Source organism: Erwinia sp. V90_4 (assembly GCF_029967685.1).
In the GTDB taxonomy this organism is placed as follows: domain Bacteria; phylum Pseudomonadota; class Gammaproteobacteria; order Enterobacterales; family Enterobacteriaceae; genus Erwinia; species Erwinia aphidicola.
The window spans coordinates 1-18,312 of record NZ_JASCAQ010000065.1 but is presented as its reverse complement, the minus strand read 5'-3'; the positions used below and the strand labels follow the sequence as shown (position 1 = coordinate 18,312).

At 57.7% G+C, this 18,312-nt stretch carries 18 protein-coding genes; 7 read left to right on the top strand and 11 right to left on the bottom strand.

Annotation, left to right across the window (positions count from 1 at the left end; all coding sequences use genetic code 11):
- Positions 1-11: 11 nt before the first annotated feature.
- On the bottom strand, positions 12-320 hold the full coding sequence (locus QLG07_RS20265; RefSeq protein WP_048914589.1) for an antibiotic biosynthesis monooxygenase: 309 nt from the start codon (positions 318-320) through the stop codon (positions 12-14).
- A 37-nt stretch (positions 321-357) separates the two neighbouring features.
- Positions 358-939: an NAD(P)H-dependent oxidoreductase gene (locus QLG07_RS20260; protein ID WP_187498162.1), complete on the bottom strand. Its 582-nt coding sequence runs from the start codon at positions 937-939 to the stop codon at positions 358-360.
- 152 nt (positions 940-1,091) lie between these two features.
- On the opposite strand from QLG07_RS20260, the gene QLG07_RS20255 reads away from it, so the two are divergent.
- A complete protein-coding gene (locus tag QLG07_RS20255) occupies positions 1,092-1,856 on the top strand; it encodes a transporter substrate-binding domain-containing protein (RefSeq protein WP_048914616.1) in 765 nt (254 codons plus the stop codon).
- Between the two features lie 43 nt (positions 1,857-1,899).
- Here QLG07_RS20255 and QLG07_RS20250 read toward each other — a convergent pair whose 3' ends face one another.
- The 5 genes from QLG07_RS20250 to QLG07_RS20230 form a co-directional block, all read right to left on the bottom strand.
- On the bottom strand, positions 1,900-2,763 hold the full coding sequence (locus tag QLG07_RS20250) for a ketose-bisphosphate aldolase (RefSeq protein ID WP_187498161.1): 864 nt from the start codon (positions 2,761-2,763) through the stop codon (positions 1,900-1,902).
- A gap of 142 nt (positions 2,764-2,905) precedes the next feature.
- Positions 2,906-3,997 (bottom strand): PTS fructose transporter subunit IIC, encoded by a 1,092-nt coding sequence (locus tag QLG07_RS20245; RefSeq protein WP_048914592.1) that lies wholly within the window; start codon positions 3,995-3,997, stop codon positions 2,906-2,908.
- Positions 3,998-4,019: 22 nt separating this feature from the next.
- On the bottom strand, positions 4,020-4,334 hold the full coding sequence (locus QLG07_RS20240) for a fructose PTS transporter subunit IIB (protein ID WP_048914593.1): 315 nt from the start codon (positions 4,332-4,334) through the stop codon (positions 4,020-4,022).
- Positions 4,335-4,352: 18 nt separating this feature from the next.
- Positions 4,353-4,823, bottom strand: coding sequence for a fructose PTS transporter subunit IIA (locus QLG07_RS20235; RefSeq protein WP_048914594.1), 471 nt, complete (start codon positions 4,821-4,823; stop codon positions 4,353-4,355).
- A 21-nt stretch (positions 4,824-4,844) separates the two neighbouring features.
- Positions 4,845-6,419: a transcription antiterminator gene (locus QLG07_RS20230; RefSeq protein WP_253539457.1), complete on the bottom strand. Its 1,575-nt coding sequence runs from the start codon at positions 6,417-6,419 to the stop codon at positions 4,845-4,847.
- A 444-nt stretch (positions 6,420-6,863) separates the two neighbouring features.
- Between QLG07_RS20230 and parC the strand changes: the two genes are divergently transcribed.
- From parC to ftsP, 3 genes are all read left to right on the top strand, one after another.
- A complete protein-coding gene (gene parC, locus QLG07_RS20225; protein ID WP_048914596.1) occupies positions 6,864-9,140 on the top strand; it encodes a DNA topoisomerase IV subunit A in 2,277 nt (758 codons plus the stop codon).
- Between the two features lie 51 nt (positions 9,141-9,191).
- On the top strand, positions 9,192-9,929 hold the full coding sequence (locus QLG07_RS20220; protein ID WP_048914597.1) for a 1-acylglycerol-3-phosphate O-acyltransferase: 738 nt from the start codon (positions 9,192-9,194) through the stop codon (positions 9,927-9,929).
- 139 nt (positions 9,930-10,068) lie between these two features.
- Positions 10,069-11,484 carry a cell division protein FtsP gene (ftsP, locus tag QLG07_RS20215; RefSeq protein ID WP_048914598.1) on the top strand — a complete coding sequence of 472 codons (1,416 nt, stop codon included), beginning with the start codon at positions 10,069-10,071 and terminating at the stop codon, positions 11,482-11,484.
- A 43-nt stretch (positions 11,485-11,527) separates the two neighbouring features.
- Here the strand turns inward: ftsP and dkgA are convergent, their stop codons facing one another.
- Together dkgA and yqhD are read right to left on the bottom strand one after the other, a co-directional pair.
- Entirely contained in the window at positions 11,528-12,352 is an 825-nt protein-coding gene (dkgA, locus tag QLG07_RS20210) for a 2,5-didehydrogluconate reductase DkgA (RefSeq protein ID WP_048914599.1), read from the bottom strand.
- Between the two features lie 86 nt (positions 12,353-12,438).
- A complete protein-coding gene (gene yqhD, locus QLG07_RS20205; RefSeq protein ID WP_282470039.1) occupies positions 12,439-13,596 on the bottom strand; it encodes an alcohol dehydrogenase in 1,158 nt (385 codons plus the stop codon).
- Positions 13,597-13,770: 174 nt separating this feature from the next.
- On the opposite strand from yqhD, the gene QLG07_RS20200 reads away from it, so the two are divergent.
- Positions 13,771-14,664 (top strand): AraC family transcriptional regulator, encoded by an 894-nt coding sequence (locus tag QLG07_RS20200; protein WP_048914601.1) that lies wholly within the window; start codon positions 13,771-13,773, stop codon positions 14,662-14,664.
- 15 nt (positions 14,665-14,679) lie between these two features.
- Here QLG07_RS20200 and QLG07_RS20195 read toward each other — a convergent pair whose 3' ends face one another.
- On the bottom strand, positions 14,680-15,336 hold the full coding sequence (locus tag QLG07_RS20195; RefSeq protein WP_048914602.1) for a DedA family protein: 657 nt from the start codon (positions 15,334-15,336) through the stop codon (positions 14,680-14,682).
- Between the two features lie 217 nt (positions 15,337-15,553).
- The gene (gene metC / locus QLG07_RS20190) at positions 15,554-16,771 is read right to left on the bottom strand and encodes a cystathionine beta-lyase (protein WP_048914603.1); all 1,218 of its coding nucleotides are present in this window, start codon (positions 16,769-16,771) and stop codon (positions 15,554-15,556) included.
- Positions 16,772-17,020: 249 nt separating this feature from the next.
- Between metC and exbB the strand changes: the two genes are divergently transcribed.
- Together exbB and exbD are read left to right on the top strand one after the other, a co-directional pair.
- On the top strand, positions 17,021-17,749 hold the full coding sequence (exbB, locus tag QLG07_RS20185; RefSeq protein WP_099753684.1) for a tol-pal system-associated acyl-CoA thioesterase: 729 nt from the start codon (positions 17,021-17,023) through the stop codon (positions 17,747-17,749).
- Between the two features lie 5 nt (positions 17,750-17,754).
- Positions 17,755-18,177, top strand: coding sequence for a TonB system transport protein ExbD (gene exbD, locus QLG07_RS20180; protein WP_282470038.1), 423 nt, complete (start codon positions 17,755-17,757; stop codon positions 18,175-18,177).
- Positions 18,178-18,312: the final 135 nt, after the last annotated feature.

Genomic DNA, 18,312 nt, shown 5'->3' with positions numbered 1-18,312 from the left:
GATGCGAAGGTTTAAAACGCCGGCTCTAAGACGAAAATCTTCACATCAACCACATCATGCTTAATCGCCGTGCGGTGGCGTTCCATATGGTCGGCCTGCTGGTGCTGCTCAAGGTGGCGCAGCGACTCCCAGTGCTCAACCATAAAGATCGACTCCGGCGAATGCTGCTTCCACGGCACCTGGGCTTTGTGGTCGATCAGCGTCTGATAGCTGCCGCAGCCCTCTTCAGCCAGCACGGTTGGCGTTAACGTCTCTATCGCCTGCAGAACAGCAGTACGGCGGCCTGGCTTGATACAAATTTCCGCAATCACGGTCAGCATACTGTTTTCCTTCTTACTCGAATGGGCGAACTACCAGTTAAGCAAAAATTTCGCTCAGATGAGTCCGATAGCGTGCGATATCCCCGGCAATATCCGGCTGTTTGATCACATCGTTACAGATAAAGGTCGGCAGACCGTCCATGCCAAGGAACTGGTTGGCTTTGTGGAAGTGCAGATACAGGCCGTCGACGCCGACGCCCTCAAAGAACTGCTCAGGGTCGGTAAACGCCTGTAGCGGTGCATTCCAGGTGAGGGAGAGCATATAGTTTTTACCCTGCAGCAGGCCGCCTGAACCATATTTTTTCGCCGCGTCGGAGCGGGTCCGGCCGTCGCTGGCGTACAGTTTGCCGTGACCTTCGGTAAACACTTCGTCGATGTATTTTTTCAGCGTCCACGGTTCGCCCATCCACCAGCCCGGCATCTGGTAAATGAGTGTATCGGCGGCGAGGTATTTTTCAATTTCGTCCGCGACCACATACCCGTCGTCGACCACGGTGACATCGACCTGGTGACCGGCATCGCGCAGGAAGCTGGCGGCAACGTTGGTCAGGGTGTGGTTTAACTCGCCTTTGGAGTGGGCGAAGGCTTTACCGGCATCAATAATTAAAATCTGGCTCATGAATTTCTCTCAGCTGTGTGCAATTTCTGTGAGTCTACCGGAGGACAGCGCCGGGAAAAATGTGGTATCAATCACAATACTCTTGCGTTTTAAGCAACAATGCAGGGAACAGGACCGACAGTGATAACAATAATGAGAGAAAAAGCATGATGATGAAATCCGGGGTGGTCATCGCCCTGATGCTAGTGGCAGGTAGTGCCAGCGCCCAATCGCGCCTCGACCGCGTGATGCAAAGCAAGACCTTAACCGTGTGTACTACCGGGGATTATAAGCCTTACACCTACCTGCGCCCGGACGGCAGTTACGAAGGCATTGATATCTCACTGGCGCAGTCGCTGGCGAAAAGCCTCGGTGCGGAAGTGAAGTGGGTGCCGACCAGCTGGAAAACCATGACCCCCGATTTTATCGCCAAGCAGTGTGACGTGGCGCTGGGCGGCGTATCAGTGACGCTGAAGCGCCAGCAGACGGCATGGTTTGCTAACCCGCTGGACACCGACGGCAAAATCCCGCTGGTGCGCTGCGCCGATAAAAAGAAATACCGCACCGTTGAGCAGATGAACAAAGCGTCGGTGCGCCTGATCGAACCGGCGGGCGGCACCAATGAGGCCTTTGTTCATGCGTATCTGCCGCAGGCAAATCTGACGTTATTCCATGACAACGTGACGATTTTCCAGCAGCTGGTGGATAAGAAAGCCGATGTGATGATCACCGATGCGTCGGAAGCGCTGTACCAGCAGAAGCGTTTTCCGCAGCTGTGCGCGATCAACCCGGATAAGCCGCTGCAGTACGGCGAGAAGGCGTGGATGCTGCCGCGTGATGATATCAGCTGGAAGATGTACGTTGACCAGTGGCTGCACCTCAGCAAAGCCACCGGTGAGTATCAGCAGGTTGTCGGGCAGTGGTTAGCTGCCAAATAACCTGACAGGGTCGGGCATGCCCGACCCTGGATTCACTTCCCGGTTAACGATACAGATCCGCTTTCCCGGTCGAGCCAAACAGCGACATCTTGTAGGCGATCACCTCTTTTGCCGCCTGGATCGGCTGCGGATAGATCACGTTCGGATCCCACCACGCCTCAAGGCTTAAGATCTCACGCGCTTTGGCAAAGTAGGCATACTTCATATCGCTGGAGATGTTGATCTTGCCAACGCCGAGCGTCACCGATTCGGCGATCTCCGCATCCGGGTTCGCCGAGCCGCCGTGCAGCACCAGCGGGATCGTCACGCGCTGCGAGATATCGCGCAGAATATGCATCTGCAATTCCGGCTTGAGATCCTTCGGATAGATGCCGTGCGCGGTACCAATGGCCACCGCCAGCGTATCGACGCCGGTGCGCGCGACAAAATCCTCCGCCTGTGCCGGATCGGTGTAGATCACTTTACTCACGCCCCCCTCTACCGAGGTGCCGGTATCGCCAATGGTGCCCAGCTCGCCCTCCACCGAGATCCCCACCGCGTGCGCCAGCTTTACCACCTCCTGCGTCAGCGCCACGTTCTCTTCATACGGCAGCAGCGACCCGTCGATCATCACCGAGGTAAAGCCGCACCGAATGGCGCGCTGCACGTGCTCAACCGACGCGCCGTGGTCGAGATGGATAACAAACGGGATGCGGCTGCGCAGCGTGCGCTCGCGCACGTAGCCAAAGAACTCATCGGTCACGAACTCCAGCTCGCTGGGGTGGATGGAGATAATCGCCGGGCTGTTGCTGGCTTCGGCCTGCTCAACCACCGCGCGGATAAAGCAGCTGTCGGCGACGTTAAACGCCCCAATGGCGAAGCGGTTTTCACGGGTGGGTTTTAACAGTTCGTGCATTGACATCAACATGGTCTATTTCCTCAGGGTCAGATTTCAGGCAAGACTTTCCTGCACCAGTGACGGGTCACTGACGGAATGCAGGGCGAACGGAAAAATTAACGGTGACGCTTTACGGGCAGAGCGGGAGCCGCAGAGAGGCTCCAGCCCCACTTCATTCCAGGGTAAATTTAATGTCTTCGTCGCGCACGCTGGCGTCGTCCACGTCGTCGAACTCTTCATCCGCCGCCGTCACCGGCTTCTTCAGCAGCGACAGCATCACGCCGCAGATGACCGTGCCGATGCCCAGCGCCAGGCAGAACAGCGCGGGTTTGGTGAACAGCGGCACCACAAACATTCCGCCGTGCGGTACCGGTGCCTCCACGCCCCAGACCATGATCAGCCCGCCAGCGATGGCCGAGGCAACGACGCAGCTGCCGACCACTCGGAACAGGTCGCGGGCGGCAATCGGGATCACCCCTTCGGTGATCAGGCAGATGCCCATCGGGAACGCCGCCTTCAGCGCCTCTTTCTCTGCCCGGGTGTACTTATTGCGCGTCAGCAGGAAGGAGAGGGTGATGCCAAACGGCGGGATCATTGAGCCGACAAACTTCACCGCTTCCGGCCCGTAAATGCCGTCGACCAGCATGCCGTCAGCGAAGAGCGACATGGTTTTGTTTACCGGCCCGCCGAAGTCGAAGGTGGCCATTGCGCCGAGGATAGCCCCCATCAGGAAGCGGGAACCGCCCTGCATCGACTCCAGCAGGTGGTACAGCGCTTTCTGCAGCCAGGCGATCGGCTGGCCAATCAAGGTCATCATCAGCAGCCCGGCGATAATGGTGCTGAGTACCGGCAGGATCATCACCGGCATCAGCCCCTGCATCGAAGCAGGCAGTTTGATGGTGCGCCGCAGCAGCAGCACGGTGTAACCGACCAGAAATCCGCCGAGGATGCCGCCGATAAACCCGGTGCCGATCTGTCCACAGATAAAGCCGACGATCAGTCCCGGCGCAAAGCCGGGGCGGTCGGCAATCGACCAGGCAATGGCAGCCGCGATCAGCGGCACGATCAGCCCCATCCCCCAGCCGCCAATTTGATTCAGCATCCAGGCGATAGTCCCCGGGTGTTTCCCCACGTCCGGCCCGCCGATCACCTGGCCAAGCGCAATACAGATCCCGGCGGCGACGATCAGCGGGATCATCCACGAGATGCCGGTCAGCAGATGCCCCTTTATCTCTTGTCCTATGTTGCTGGTTTGCGTACGCATAGTGATTTCCCCGAATGACGGTTCAGGCGCGCTCTAACGAGCCGGCCACTTTTTCCAGGAATTTCACCGGGGACTTGATCACGATATCGGTTTTGACCCGTACCACCGGCTTGCCTTTGAAACGCTCCTCGCCGTTGATTTTGATATCCACCGCGAGGATCACCACGTCAGCGGCGGCGATATCCGCTGCGCTCAGGGCATGCTCGGTGCCGATGGTGCCCTGGGTCTCCACCAGGATGTCGAAGTTGAGCGCTTTCGCGCCCTTAATCAGTTTTTCACGCGCGATGTAGGTATGCGCGATGCCTGCGGTGCAGGCGGCCACACAAACGATTTTCATGATGTGCCTCGCTTCTTATTAACAGAGGTCTGTTTCCGCGTACTGGCTGAACAGTTGGATAATGCTGTCGGCATCCTGCTCCTGTAACAGTTGGGCAATCACCTCATCATCGGCCAGCGCGCAGGCCACCTGAGACAGCAGGCGAATATGCGTGGTGTTTTGATCCTCCATGCGTACCGCGAACAAAATAATGCAGCGCACTTCGCTGCCGTCCAGCGTTTCCCACGGAATATCGGCGCGGGTGCGGCCGATAGCCAGGGTGGTCTGCTTCACCGCCAGCGATTTGCCGTGTGGAATGGCGATATGATTTTCAAAGCCGGTGGAGCCCTCTGCTTCACGTAAATAGACGTCGTGAATAAAATCCTCTTTTGAGGTCAGGGCGCCATCCGCATACAGCAGGTCGGTCAGTTCACGGATCGCTTCATCTTTACTGCGGGCGTTCATGTCTAACTTGACGCGCCGGGCGCTGAGAATCTTATTAATATCCATCGGCAAACCTCTTTAAAAACGTTATGAAAAGGCGTGTTCACAAGCCTTGATGCGATCGGAAGCCAGCAGCAGTTTGCTGGCGATAACTCTTTCGGTGACGCGCTTGATATCGTCATCGTTAAAAAAGGCCGAAACATACACCACCGGCAGCGGCAGCTCGGCCAGATGAACGGTAGAGATCACCAGCTCAATATCCTGCTGCTGGCAGTGCTGCGTCACGGTGCTGGCGGAGACCACGCCAACGATCGTCCAGTCGGGGAAAGCGCGCAGAATGCGGCTTTTCAACAGGTGTGAGGTGCCGACGCCGCTGGAGCACACCACCAGGATGCGCTTGTGGGCAATTTGCCGCTCCAGCGCGGCCTGAAAATGCACCGTCAGATAGCCCACTTCATCGTCGGCAATGTCAGCCAGCTGGAAGCGCTGGCAAACGCGATGAATGGCGTGGCCCGTCAGCTGATAGATATCCGCCAGCTCCTGTTTAATATCTTCCAGCAGCGGATTACGAATGCGGATGTGATATTTCAGGCGGTTCAGCAGCGGCTTAATGTGCACCAGTAATCCTTCGTGCAACAGGCGGTCATCGCGCAGGTCAATATTAATTACCTTGGAAAAAGTGGCGATTAAATCCAGCGTTAAACGGCGTGATTCACTGTTGGATAGCTGGCAGTACAGTGGCGGATTATTTTCACTCTCCTCAATGACAATGCCGGAGGAAATAATATATTGATAAACAAACCACACTTCATCGCGTGGCAGGATATTACCAATACGCCGTTCGATGTGATTAACCATCTGCTGCGCGATATTAAAAATAGCCTCATCCGGCTGCTGATTAATATTCTCTTCATTGAGAATAAGCGGGTTACCTAAAGACATGCGGTGCATCATAATTAAAATATGGGTAAACAGATTGATGTAATAAGGTTCACCCAGCGGGTAGCCCAGCTGCTGCTCCATCTGCTGCAGGATCTGCTGCACATACAGCACCTCCTCCTCGCCGAAATAGTGCGTCAGGGCTTTATAGCTGCCGGGGTCGAGGCGGGAATGATTGACGCTGCCCGGCTCCTGATAGTTCATCACATCGTTAATCAGCGTGGCCATCGCCTGGCGGATATGATTTTCGCTGCCCTCAATATGCGTCCCGCTCTGGCTGCGCACCAGCGTCAGGCCGAGCGGGGCAATCCAGCTCTCAATCATCTTCAGGTCATTGACGATCGAGGCGCTACTGATGAAGTAACGTTCGGACAGTTTACTGATGGAGGTTTCGCGCGGCGTATCGCTCAGCAGCTGCGAAGCAATTTTCACCCGGCGCGAATTGTTTGCCAGCGCTTCAGCGCCGCCGTCTTCCGGGGTGATGAGCTGCTCCAGCAGCATCAGGCGCTGGCTGTCGTCGACCAGCAGCATAATGCCGCTGCCAATTTTTTTATCGCTGGCGATATTCCACTCGGCCAGCATCTCTTCGATAAACTGGATATCGCGGTGGACCGTCTTTTCCGATACCGCCAGCAGCTGGGCGATATTTTTAACCGGAACATACTCCTGATGTTGCAGCAGGTACTTAAGTAATTTGTTTTGTCGGGAGCTAAGTATTTGCATCATATCACCCTTTTTTGCCCGTTCGGCGGTGTCTTATTGTTAATAGATTCTCATGTTTTATTCATTCACCGTGCCGGACTGAGTTTATCTGGCGCCAACTTATGATGATGAATTTAGTCGCTGCGGGGAAAGGGGACAATACTAAAGGTTGTCCGTCAGGCGGGACAAAATTAAAACGATCCCGCAAGAGGTAATTATTTGGGAGGGAGATCACATTAATCCATTTCTGAATAAATGTGATCGCGTTCTCATATTATTTTCATGAATGATTATAGCGGGCATAAATTACATTTTTCGCTCGTTAGCGACAATTTGTGGCTGACAGCACGGCTTAACCGCTGATCCCTGTGACAGACCCTCACCAGATAAGGTACTATCCTCGCCAAACTTACCGCTGTGTGGCGCCTTGCCCTTAACGCGCCGCGAAGTGAGGAAAAGAGAACAATGAGTGACCTGACGCAGGATGGCGCAGAGCGCCTTCCCCTGCACACCTTTACCGAAGATGCGTACCTGAAGTACTCCATGTACGTCATCATGGACCGTGCGCTTCCTTATATCGGCGATGGCCTGAAACCGGTTCAGCGCCGCATTATTTACGCCATGTCCGAACTGGGCCTGAGCAACAGCGCCAAATTTAAAAAATCGGCACGTACCGTCGGTGACGTGCTGGGTAAATACCATCCGCACGGCGACAGCGCCTGCTATGAAGCGATGGTGCTGATGGCGCAGCCGTTCTCCTACCGTTATCCGCTGGTCGATGGCCAGGGCAACTGGGGGGCACCGGACGATCCAAAATCCTTCGCCGCGATGCGTTATACCGAATCGCGCCTGTCGAAGTATGCGGAAGTGCTGCTGGGCGAACTGGGTCAGGGTACCGTTAACTTCGTACAGAACTTCGATGGCACCATGCAGGAGCCATCCATGCTGCCGGCGCGCCTGCCGAATATTCTGCTGAACGGCACTACCGGCATCGCGGTCGGCATGGCAACGGATATTCCGCCGCACAACCTGCGCGAAGTGGCGAAAGCCGCCATCACGATTATCGATAACCCGAAAACCACGCTTGATGAGCTGCTGGATATCGTGCAGGGGCCGGACTATCCGACCGAGGCCGAAATCATCACGCCGCGCAATGAAATCCGCAAAATCTACCAGAGCGGTCGTGGCTCGGTGCGTATGCGCGCGGTGTGGAAAAAAGAGGATGGCGACGTGGTGATCACCGCGCTGCCGCACCAGGTTTCCGGTGCGCGCGTGCTGGAGCAGATTGCCACGCAGATGCGCAATAAAAAGCTGCCGATGGTGGAAGATCTGCGGGATGAATCCGATCACGAGAATCCGACGCGGCTGGTAATTGTGCCGCGCTCTAACCGCGTGGACATGGATCAGGTGATGAACCACCTGTTTGCCACCACCGATCTGGAGCGCAGCTACCGAATCAACCTGAATATGATCGGCCTGGATAACCGCCCGGCGGTGAAAAACCTGCTGGAGATCCTCTCCGAATGGCTGGTGTTCCGCCGTGACACGGTGCGCCGCCGCCTCAACTATCGTCTGGAAAAAGTGCTCAAGCGCCTGCATATCCTTGCCGGTTTGCTGGTGGCCTTCCTCAATATTGATGAAGTCATCCACATCATCCGTAGCGAGGATGAGCCGAAGCCGGTGCTGATGTCGCGCTTCGACATTTCAGAGACCCAGGCCGAAGCGATCCTCGAACTGAAACTGCGCCATCTCGCCAAGCTGGAAGAGATGAAAATTCGTGGTGAGCAGGATGAGCTGGAGAAAGAGCGCGCCCATCTGGAAGCGCTGCTGGCCTCCGAGCGCAAAATGAATACCCTGCTGAAGAAAGAGCTGCAGGCCGACAGCGATGCCTACGGCGACGATCGTCGTTCCCCGCTGCGCGAGCGTGAAGAAGCGAAAGCGATCAGCGAAAATGAGCTGGTGCCGTCTGAGCCAGTCACGATTGTGCTGTCGCAGAGCGGCTGGGTACGCAGCGCCAAGGGGCACGATATCGACCCGACCGGCCTGAGCTACAAAGCCGGTGACAGCTTCCGCGCTGCCGCACGCGGCAAGAGCAATCAGCCGGTGGCCTTTATCGACTCCACCGGGCGCAGCTACGCGCTCGACCCGGTCACGCTGCCTTCGGCACGCGGGCAGGGTGAGCCGCTGACCGGCAAACTCACCCCGCCGCCGGGCGCAGTGGTGGAGCAGGTGCTGATGGAGAATGACGATCAGAAACTGCTGATGGCTTCCGACGCCGGTTACGGCTTCGTCTGTACCTTCAGCGATCTGGTCTCGCGCAACCGCGCCGGTAAAGCGCTGCTGAGCCTGCCGGAAAACGCCAAAGTGATGACGCCGATGGCGATCCACAGCAATGACGATCTGCTGCTGGCGATCACCACTGCCGGACGGATGCTGATGTTCCCGGTGGGCGACCTGCCGCAGCTGTCGAAGGGCAAGGGCAACAAGATTATCTCAATCCCTGCGGCGCAGGCCGCTTCGGGTGAAGACAAACTGGCCTGGCTGCTGCTGCTGACGCCGCAAAGCGACATCACGCTGTACGTGGGCAAGCGCAAGCTGACGCTGAAAGCTGCCGATTTGCAGAAATTCCGCGCCGAACGCGGCCGCCGTGGCACCCTGTTGCCGCGCGGCCTGCAGCGTATCGACAAGGTAGAAATCGAAGGGCCGGTGCGCGCTGCTCCGGTGGATGACAGCGAAGAGTAACGACGGCGGCCTGCATGCGGGCCGCTGCCTTTAAGTGACGACGAGGTTTTGATGCTTGCTATTTTACGTACCATCATCGTGGTGGTGTACTCGATTCTGCTGTGTGTCTTTGGCTGTATTTACTGCCTGTTCAGCCCGCGTAACCCGCGCCACGTGGCAACCTTTGGCCACCTGTTTGGCCGTCTGGCGCCGGTCTTTGGCCTGAAGGTGGAGCTGCGTAAGCCGCAGGGCGCAGAGAACTATCCGAATGCAATTTATATCTGTAACCATCAGAATAACTACGACATGATCACCGCTGCCGCGATTGTGCAGCCCACCACGGTGACCGTGGGCAAAACCAGCCTGCTGTGGGTGCCGTTCTTCGGCCTGCTGTACTGGCTGACCGGTAACCTGCTGATCGACCGTGATAACCGCGCTAAAGCGCACGGCACCATCGGCGAGCTGGTGGCGCAGTTTAAGAAGAAGAAGATCTCATTCTGGATGTTCCCCGAAGGGACGCGCAGCCGCGGCCGCGGCCTGCTGCCGTTTAAAACCGGTGCCTTCCACGCGGCCGTCGCGGCTGGCGTACCGATTATTCCGGTGGTGGTCTCCAACACCCACGGCAAAATTAAGCTCAACCGCCTGAAAAACGGCCTGGCGATTGTCGAAATGCTGCCGCCGGTGGATACCGCAGCCTTTGCCGACCAGTCGGTGCGTAAGCTGGCGACCCACTGTCGCGAGCTGATGGCGGCTAAGCTGGATGAATTAAATGCCGAAGTGGCCGAGCGCGAAGCCGCAGGTAAACTATAAATTAACGCAGTGGCCGCACTGGCGGCCAGGCTGACCGCGAAAAACGGCAGCACAGGACGCGGCAGCACAGCCCGCGCACAATGATAAAAAATGGAATACGGCCACTGCGGTGGTCGGTTTTTTGGCTTACGGAGTGGGTATGTCCTTCAGTCGTCGTCAATTTATTCAGGCATCGGGCCTTGCCCTGTGCGCTTCTGCCTTACCCTTCAGCGCCCGCGCAGCGGGGCCGGGTAATCCCTTACCTGTTCCTCCGCTGATTGAATCCCGCCGTGGGCAGCCGCTGTTTCTGACGCTGCAGCGCAGCCACTGGTCATTTGATGGCAACAGCAAAGTGCCGGTATGGGGCGTTAACGGCCTGTACCTGGGCCCGACGGTGCGCGTCTGGGCGGGTGATGACGTGAAGCTGATCTACAGCAACCGCCTGAATGAGCCGGTGGCCATGACGGTCAGCGGCCTGCAGGTGCCGGGGGCCCTGATGGGCGGCGCGGCGCGCATGATGTCGCCGGGCGTTGACTGGGCGCCGGTGGTGCCGATCCGTCAGCCTGCCGCGACCTGCTGGTATCACGCCAACACGCCGAACCGTATGGCACCCCACGTCTATAACGGGCTGGCCGGGATGTGGCTGATTGAAGATGAAGTGAGTAAGTCCTTACCGGTGCCGAACCACTACGGCGTCGATGACTTCCCGCTGATTATTCAGGATAAACGTCTCGACAACTTTGGTGCGCCGGAGTACGACCCGCCGGAAAACGGCGGCTTTATCGGCGATACGCTGCTGGTCAACGGTATTCAGAATGCTTATGTGGAAGTGTCGCGCGGCTGGGTGCGCCTGCGCCTGCTGAATGCTTCGAATGCCCGGCGCTATCAGCTGCGGATGAGCGACGGTCGCCCGTTCAACGTGATTGCCAGCGATCAGGGCTTCCTGCCTGCGCCGGTGGCGGTTGAGCAGCTGTCGCTGGCCCCGGGCGAGCGGCGGGAGATCCTGGTGGATATGTCGCAGGGGGATGAAGTGTCGATCACCGCCGGGGAAGCCGCCGGCGTCATGGATCGCCTGCGCGGGTTCTTTGAGCCATCCAGCATTCTGACCTCGACGCAAATACTCAACCTGCGGCCCACCGGGCTGCTGCCGTTAGTGACCGATAACTTACCGATGCGCCTGCTGGCGGATCAGATGATTGAAGGCGCGGTCAGCCGCACCCGTGAATTCCGCCTTGGCGATTCCGTACCGGGTATCAACGGCGCGCTGTGGGATATGAACCGCACTGACGTGCAGGCGCAGCAGGGCAGCTTTGAACGCTGGATTGTCCATGCTGACACGCCGCAGGCGTTCCATATTCAGGGCGTGATGTTCCTGATTAAAAACGTCAACGGGGCGCAGCCAATGGCGGAAGATCGCGGCTGGAAAGATACGGTGTGGGTGGATGGCAGCGTTGAGCTGTTTGTCTCCTTCCCGCAGTCAACCTCGGAGCATTTCCCGTTCACCTATTACAGCCAGACGCTGGAGATGGCGGATCGTGGGACGGCGGGGCAGTTAGCGGTGAATCCAACGTTATAGGGTCTTTCGTAGGGGTCGGGCATGCCCGACCCGCAACCTATCTTTAATTTAATTCATCCGGGTTCGGGCCCAGACGTTTGCCCTGATCTAGCTTGGCAATTTCGCTAATTTCCGGTTTTTCCAGACGGAAATCAAACACCTTGAAGTTCTCTTCAATACGCGATGGCGTAACCGATTTCGGGATCACCACCAGGCCACTATCGAGGTGCCAGCGGATGACGATCTGCGCCGGAGTCTTGCCATATTTTTTCGCCAGGTGCTTAATCACCTCCTGATCGAACACCCCTTTACCACCCTGAGCCAGCGGGCTCCATGATTCGGTCTGGATCTGGTGCATGGCATTCCACGCGTGCAGCGTGCGCTGTTGCAGCATCGGGTGCAGCTCCACCTGATTGACGACCGGGCTGACGCCAGTTTCATCCAGCAGGCGCTTGAGATGCGCTTCCTGGAAGTTACAGACGCCGATGCTTTTGGTCAGCCCCTGCTGCTGTAGCTTGATCATCGCTTTCCAGGCTTCAACGTAGTTATCTTTCTGCGGGCAGGGCCAATGCATCAGATAAAGATCGACGCTGTCCAGCTGCAGTTTCTTCAGGCTGGTTTCCATCGCGCTTTCGGCATTAAGCTGATCGTCATTCCACAGCTTGGTGGTGACAAAAATATCCTCGCGTGCCACGTCGGTCTCTTTCAGCGCCTGGCCAATGCCCTCTTCGTTCTTGTAGATGGCGGCGGTATCTATGGAGCGGTAGCCCACTTCCAGCGCTTTCACGGCGGCGGCGCGCGCGTCGTCAATCGTGGCCTGCCAGACGCCCAGCCCCAGCTGCGGCATCATGTTGCCATCGTGCAGTTTAATCATCGGTTGATCGGCCATGTTAATCTCCTTTTCAGCAAGTTACCGCCGCTCAGCAGCGGTAGATGTGATCAAGTCTAGTTGAATCACAGACGAATGCCGGGCGATTAGGAGGCATCCTGGTAGATACGGCGGCTGACGTCGAGGGTGATATCCTGGCGCTCGCCCAGCGCGGTCAGGCCTTTCTCTTCCAGTTTTGCCAGCAGCGCCGGGATTGAGGAGCCGTCGAGCTGATAATCGCTAAAGCGCGTCGGCACGCCCATCTGTTCGAAGAAGCTGCGGGTGGCGGCAATCGCGCCATCGATACGCCGGTCCTCGCTGCCTTCGTTGATTCCCCAGATGCGTTCAGCGAACTGCAGCAGCTTCTCGCGCTTGGTATCGCGCTTAACGTTCATCAGCGACGGCAGCACAATCGCCAGCGTCTGAGCGTGATCGAGCCCGTGCAGCGCGGTGAGTTCATGGCCGAGCATATGGGTGGCCCAGTCCTGCGGCACCCCGGCGCCAATCAGGCCGTTAAGCGCCATGGTGGCACTCCACATCACGTTGGCGCGCACGTTGTAGTTTTCCGGCTCGGCCAGCGCGCGCGGGCCTTCCTCAATCAGCGTCAGCAGCAGGCCTTCGGCGAAGCGGTCCTGCACGCGGGCATCAACCGGGTAAGTCAGATACTGCTCAATGGTATGCACAAAGGCATCGACCACGCCGTTAGCAATCTGGCGCGGCGGCAGGCTGTAGGTGTAAACCGGGTCGAGCACGGCAAAGCGCGGGAAGACGTGGTTATTGCGAAACGCCTGCTTGTCGTGGGTCGCACGGCGGGTGATAACCGCGCTGCGGTTGGACTCCGAACCGGTGGCGGGCAGGGTCAGCACTGAGCCAATCGGCAGCGCTTGTTCAATCTCTGCTCCGCCGGTTTGCAGAATATGCCACGGGTCCTGCGGGTAGAACGCTGCTGCGGCAATAAACTTGGTGCCGTCCAGCACCGAGCCGCCGCCGACCGCCAGCAGGAAGGTGATCTTCTCGCGCTTCACTACCTCCACCGCCTGCATCAGCGTTTCATAGCTCGGGTTCGGCTCAATTCCGCCAAACTCCTGCACGTCAAAACCCTGCAGCGCGCTGTAAACCTGGTCCATCACGCCGTTGTTTTTCACGCTGCCGCCGCCGAAGGTGATCAGCACTTTGCTGTCAGCGGGGATCTCAGCGGCTAAATGGGCAATCTGGCCCTGGCCAAACAGAATGCGGGTCGGCGTATGCAGTACAAAATTATTCATGTCGATAATCCTGGTGAGTGGCGGCGGCAAAGTCTGAGATTGATTGTGAGCAGTGCTGCTGCTTTGCTCAATGCACATTTCTGCCTGTTTCTTGCCTGATCCTCCAAAGGGCTGGAGAATTCGCAGGCGGCAGGCGATGATATCGTCACTGTTTTTTCAGCAGCGGGAACCTCTATGGATCGTAAGGCAATCTGCGCCCGACTGGCGCAACAGGTTATTGGGCTGGTTACGCAGGATAAAACCCGCGTTGCCCCGGTGCCGGGCATCAGCCTGATCTATGCCGACCAGCACTGGGCGCGCCAGCCGGTGATGTACCAGCCTGCTATTGTCATCCTGTTTCAGGGGCAGAAAACCGGCTACCTTGGCAGCAGCGTGTTCAGCTATGACGCCACCAAATATCTGATGCTCACCGTGCCGCTGCCGTTCGAATGCGAAACCTTTGCCACGCCGGAAGCGCCGCTGGCCGGGCTATCGCTGCGCGTTGATGCGCTGAAGCTACAGGATCTGCTGATCGACATTGGCGATGACGACGGTTTCCACCCGGAGCCGCAAACCCGCGGCATCCACTCGGCGCTGCTGACGGAAGAGATGCTGTGCGCCACCGAGCGCCTGCTGGACGTGATGAAAGACCCGCGCGATGCCCGCGTGCTCGGGCCGCAGATCGTGCGCGAAATTCTCTACCACGTCCTGCAGGGGCCGTGCGGCGGTGCGCTGCTGGCGCTGGTGAGCCGCCAGACGCAGTTCAGCCAGATAGCCAGGGCGCTGCGGCGCATCGAGCACCATTTCACCGACAGCCTGAGCGTGGATCTGCTGGCGGCGGAGGCGAATATGAGCGTCTCCGCGTTCCACCACAACTTCAAGGCGGTGACCAGCACCTCGCCGTTGCAGTATCTGAAAAGTTACCGCCTGCACCAGGCGCGCATGATGATGTTACAGGAAGGGATGAAGGCCAGCGTGGCGGCGATGAAGGTCGGTTATGAGAGCGCATCGCAGTTTTCCCGCGAGTTTAAGCGCTATTTTGGCGTGACGCCGGGCGAAGAGATGACGCGCATGCGCCAGAGCGGTTAAGCAACAAGCCCGGATTCACCGGGCTTTTTTTCTGCGCATCACCAGCGCAATACTGCCAATAAGACCGATGGAGAGCATCACCAGCGGCAGCACCATCAGGCAGGCCATCACCTGGTCTTCATGGCGTTTAATAAACGGTACCTGGCTAATGGCATAGCCGAATCCCACCAGAATCAGCACCCACAGCAGACCGCTCAGCCAGTTGAACAGCTGGAAACGGGTGTTCTTTAATCCGGCAATCCCGGCAAGGGTGGGCAATATGGTACGGACAAAAGCCAGGAAACGGCCGACCAGTAGCGCCATCAGGCCGTGGCGGTTGAACAGGTTCCATGCCCGCTGGTGATACTGAGCGGGCAGGTGCATAAGCCAGCCCTGAACCATTTTGGTGTTGCCCAGCCAGCGCCCCTGCAGATAACCCAACCAGCAGCCGAGGCTGGCAGCGGTAGTCAGGATCAGCAGCGTGGGGATAAATGCCATCGCCCCTTTGGCGATCATCGCCCCTGCCAGCAGCAGCAGGCTGTCACCGGGCAGAAACGCCGCGGGCAGCAGGCCGTTTTCCAGCAGCAGCGTCAGAAACATAATCCCGTACACAATCCAAATCACGTCCGGATTGGCCAGCGCGGCGAAATCCTGATGCCACAGCGCCTGAACAATCTCGTGTAATACACCCATTAGTTATCCCGTAACCTGCATAGCCTTGATACTTGACGCCACAGCTGCATTAGCTGCGTACGGACACCCAGGTGACTGACTTCTGTAAGCTCCCGGGGATGCGCGTACTTGCCGCCTTGCCGTCACGCCAATTATTTTGGCTATTGAAATTTCGCTGTCCATTGTAGCTGCAATTTCGCTTCAACACCTTGATCAAAGGCGCGAAGCCGGGAGGCTATTAACACTTTGTTGAAGCTTTAGGGCATGACTGGCTTAAGCGTGCAAATCCGGCAGCAAGGTCGTCAATCAGATCGTCGACGTTTTCCAGCCCGATATGCAGGCGCACCAGCGTGCCGCTGAAATCGATGCCGCCCGCGGGACGGATCGCCGCCAGCTCTTCCGGCTGGTTCGCCAGAATCAGCGACTCATAGCCGCCCCACGAGTAGGCCATGCTGAAATGGCTGAAGTTGTCGAGGTAGTGTGCCAGCTGCTCGCGGCTCAGCTTCGCCTTCAGTACAAAGGAGAACAGACCGCTGCTGCCGCTGAAATCACGCTGCCAGAACTGATGTCCTTTGCACTGTGGCAGCGCCGGGTGGTTGACCACCGCCACTTCCGGGCGTTCGGCCAGCCAGTTGGCAACGCGAATGCTGCTCTCTTCATGCTGACGCAGGCGCACTGCCAACGTGCGCAGGCCGCGGCTGGTCATATAGGCGGTGTCGGCATCGACCATCTGGCCCATCAGGTAGGAATTCTCGCGCAGCTGCGCCCAGCAGCGCGCGTTGGCGACGGCGGTGCCGATCATCGCATCCGAATGGCCGATCAGATATTTGGTTCCGGCCTGGATCGAGATGTCCACGCCGAAGTCCAGCGCGCGGAACAGGATCCCGGCACCCCAGGTGTTGTCGATCATGATGATCGCATCCGGCGCTTTGCTGCGGATCGCCGCGACAATGGCCGGAACGTCCTGCACTTCCATGGTGATCGAAGCCGGAGATTCGAGGAACACCACGCGCGTATTGGGCTGCACCAGCTCGGCGATTTCGCTGCCCGCGCTGTGATCGAACCAGGTGGTCGTGACATTCATTTTACTGAGAATTTTTGTGCAAAAATCCTGGGTCGGCTCGTACACGCTGCCGCTCATCAGCACGTTATCCCCCGCGCAGACAAAGGCGAGGATAGCGTTGGCTACCGCCGCTGCACCACAGGGATAGAGCACACAGCCCGCGCCGCCTTCCAGCTCGGTCAGCGCCTCCTGCAGGGAGAAGTGGGTGAGGGTGCCACGGCGCCCGTAAAATAGTTCGCCGTCGGCACGCCCGGCGGTGGCGCGTTTTTTATCGGCCACGCTATCAAACACCAGCGAAGATGCGCGCTGGATAATCGGATTAACCGAGCCTTGCGTGTAGCGTTTAGCGCGTCCGGCCGCGATCAGCGCGGTTTCAATTTTTTTGCTGCTCATGAAATACCCGTATGATTTTTTGCCCTATTTCAACGTTAACACGCCAGCCTGCCGCGCGGTATGCAGCCTGCGGATAAGTGATAAAAATTCATTATCGCTGCGACAGCGCAGCGCGGGAGATAAAAAAATGTGCAAAAAATGTCCATTAAGTTGTAAATAGTAATGAGAACCACTATCAATTCCCGGCTGTTTTGGTATGATCCGCACTGAATTTTTCCGCTATCGGCTATTAGACGTTGGAGACACAGCGTGACAAATGATTTGATGCAGATGGACCTTTCCGTCTGGGGCATGTACCAGCATGCAGACATCGTGGTGAAAGCGGTGATGATTGGCCTCCTGTTGGCATCGGTTGTCACCTGGGCCATTTTCTTCAGCAAAAGTATCGAACTCAGCGCGGCACGCAAGCGCCTTAAGCGCGAGCAGCTGGCGCTAGCCAACGTGCGTTCGCTGGAAGAGGCCAGCCAGACCTGTGCCGGTTTTAAAGGCTTTAGCCTGAGCACGCTACTGGTAAAAGAAGCGGAAAACGAGCTGGAGCTGTCTGCAGGCTCTGATGACAACAACGGTATTAAAGAGCGTACCGGTTTCCGCCTTGAGCGCCGCGTCGCGGCCATCAGCCGTCATGCCGGTCGCGGTAACGGTTTCCTTGCCACCATCGGGGCTATCGCACCGTTCGTCGGTCTGTTTGGTACCGTGTGGGGCATTATGAACAGCTTTATCGGCATCGCTCATACGCAGACCACTAACCTCGCCGTGGTTGCGCCGGGTATTGCGGAAGCGCTGCTGGCGACGGCGGTGGGCCTGATTGCTGCTATCCCTGCGGTGGTTATCTATAACGTCTTTGCCCGCACCATTGGCAGCTACAAAGCTTCTCTCGGTGACCTGGCCGCCCAGGTTCTGCTGCTGCAGAGCCGCGACCTTGACCTCGCCGCCAGCGCACCGCGCGTTCAGCCCGCACAGAAACTGCGGGTAGGTTAAGCACTATGGCAATGCGATTAAACGAAGATCTCGATAACAACGGTGAAATGCATGAAATCAACGTGACGCCGTTTATCGACGTTATGCTGGTGCTGCTGATTATCTTTATGGTCGCCGCGCCGCTTGCCACCGTTGACGTGCGCGTCAATCTGCCTGCCTCCACCAGTGCGCCACAGCCGCGCCCGGAAAAGCCGGTTTATCTGTCTATCAAAGCCGACAAGCAGCTGTTTATTGGCAATGATGCGGTAACCGAAGAGACGCTGGTCGATGCGCTGACCAGACAGACCGAAGGTAAGAAAGACACCACGATTTTCTTCCAGGCCGATAAGTCCGTCGATTACGCAACGCTGATGGGCGTGATGGATAAACTGCGTCAGGCGGGATATCTGAAGATTGGTTTGATGGGTATGGAAACTGCCGGGAAATAATCCCGTGTAATGGGTCGACCAAAACGGTGGTCGCCCCCTGAGGTATCCCCAGAAATAACTTCCATCGCTAAACGTCCGCAAACCGGTCTGAGCTCAGCCTGAGCACGCCGGAACGGCAAAAGACGCTCCCTGCGG

Excerpts from the sequence above, each read along its gene's own strand:
- QLG07_RS20265 (WP_048914589.1), bottom strand. The coding sequence starts at position 320 with ATGCTGACCGTGATTGCGGAAATTTGTATCAAGCCAGGCCGCCGTACT.
- QLG07_RS20260 (WP_187498162.1), bottom strand. The coding sequence starts at position 939 with ATGAGCCAGATTTTAATTATTGATGCCGGTAAAGCCTTCGCCCACTCC.
- QLG07_RS20255 (WP_048914616.1), top strand. The coding sequence starts at position 1,092 with ATGAAATCCGGGGTGGTCATCGCCCTGATGCTAGTGGCAGGTAGTGCC.
- QLG07_RS20250 (WP_187498161.1), bottom strand. The coding sequence starts at position 2,763 with ATGTTGATGTCAATGCACGAACTGTTAAAACCCACCCGTGAAAACCGC.
- QLG07_RS20245 (WP_048914592.1), bottom strand. The coding sequence starts at position 3,997 with ATGCGTACGCAAACCAGCAACATAGGACAAGAGATAAAGGGGCATCTG.
- QLG07_RS20240 (WP_048914593.1), bottom strand. The coding sequence starts at position 4,334 with ATGAAAATCGTTTGTGTGGCCGCCTGCACCGCAGGCATCGCGCATACC.
- QLG07_RS20235 (WP_048914594.1), bottom strand. The coding sequence starts at position 4,823 with ATGGATATTAATAAGATTCTCAGCGCCCGGCGCGTCAAGTTAGACATG.
- QLG07_RS20230 (WP_253539457.1), bottom strand. The coding sequence starts at position 6,419 with ATGCAAATACTTAGCTCCCGACAAAACAAATTACTTAAGTACCTGCTG.
- parC (WP_048914596.1), top strand. The coding sequence starts at position 6,864 with ATGAGTGACCTGACGCAGGATGGCGCAGAGCGCCTTCCCCTGCACACC.
- QLG07_RS20220 (WP_048914597.1), top strand. The coding sequence starts at position 9,192 with ATGCTTGCTATTTTACGTACCATCATCGTGGTGGTGTACTCGATTCTG.
- ftsP (WP_048914598.1), top strand. The coding sequence starts at position 10,069 with ATGTCCTTCAGTCGTCGTCAATTTATTCAGGCATCGGGCCTTGCCCTG.
- dkgA (WP_048914599.1), bottom strand. The coding sequence starts at position 12,352 with ATGGCCGATCAACCGATGATTAAACTGCACGATGGCAACATGATGCCG.
- yqhD (WP_282470039.1), bottom strand. The coding sequence starts at position 13,596 with ATGAATAATTTTGTACTGCATACGCCGACCCGCATTCTGTTTGGCCAG.
- QLG07_RS20200 (WP_048914601.1), top strand. The coding sequence starts at position 13,771 with ATGGATCGTAAGGCAATCTGCGCCCGACTGGCGCAACAGGTTATTGGG.
- QLG07_RS20195 (WP_048914602.1), bottom strand. The coding sequence starts at position 15,336 with ATGGGTGTATTACACGAGATTGTTCAGGCGCTGTGGCATCAGGATTTC.
- metC (WP_048914603.1), bottom strand. The coding sequence starts at position 16,771 with ATGAGCAGCAAAAAAATTGAAACCGCGCTGATCGCGGCCGGACGCGCT.
- exbD (WP_282470038.1), top strand. The coding sequence starts at position 17,755 with ATGGCAATGCGATTAAACGAAGATCTCGATAACAACGGTGAAATGCAT.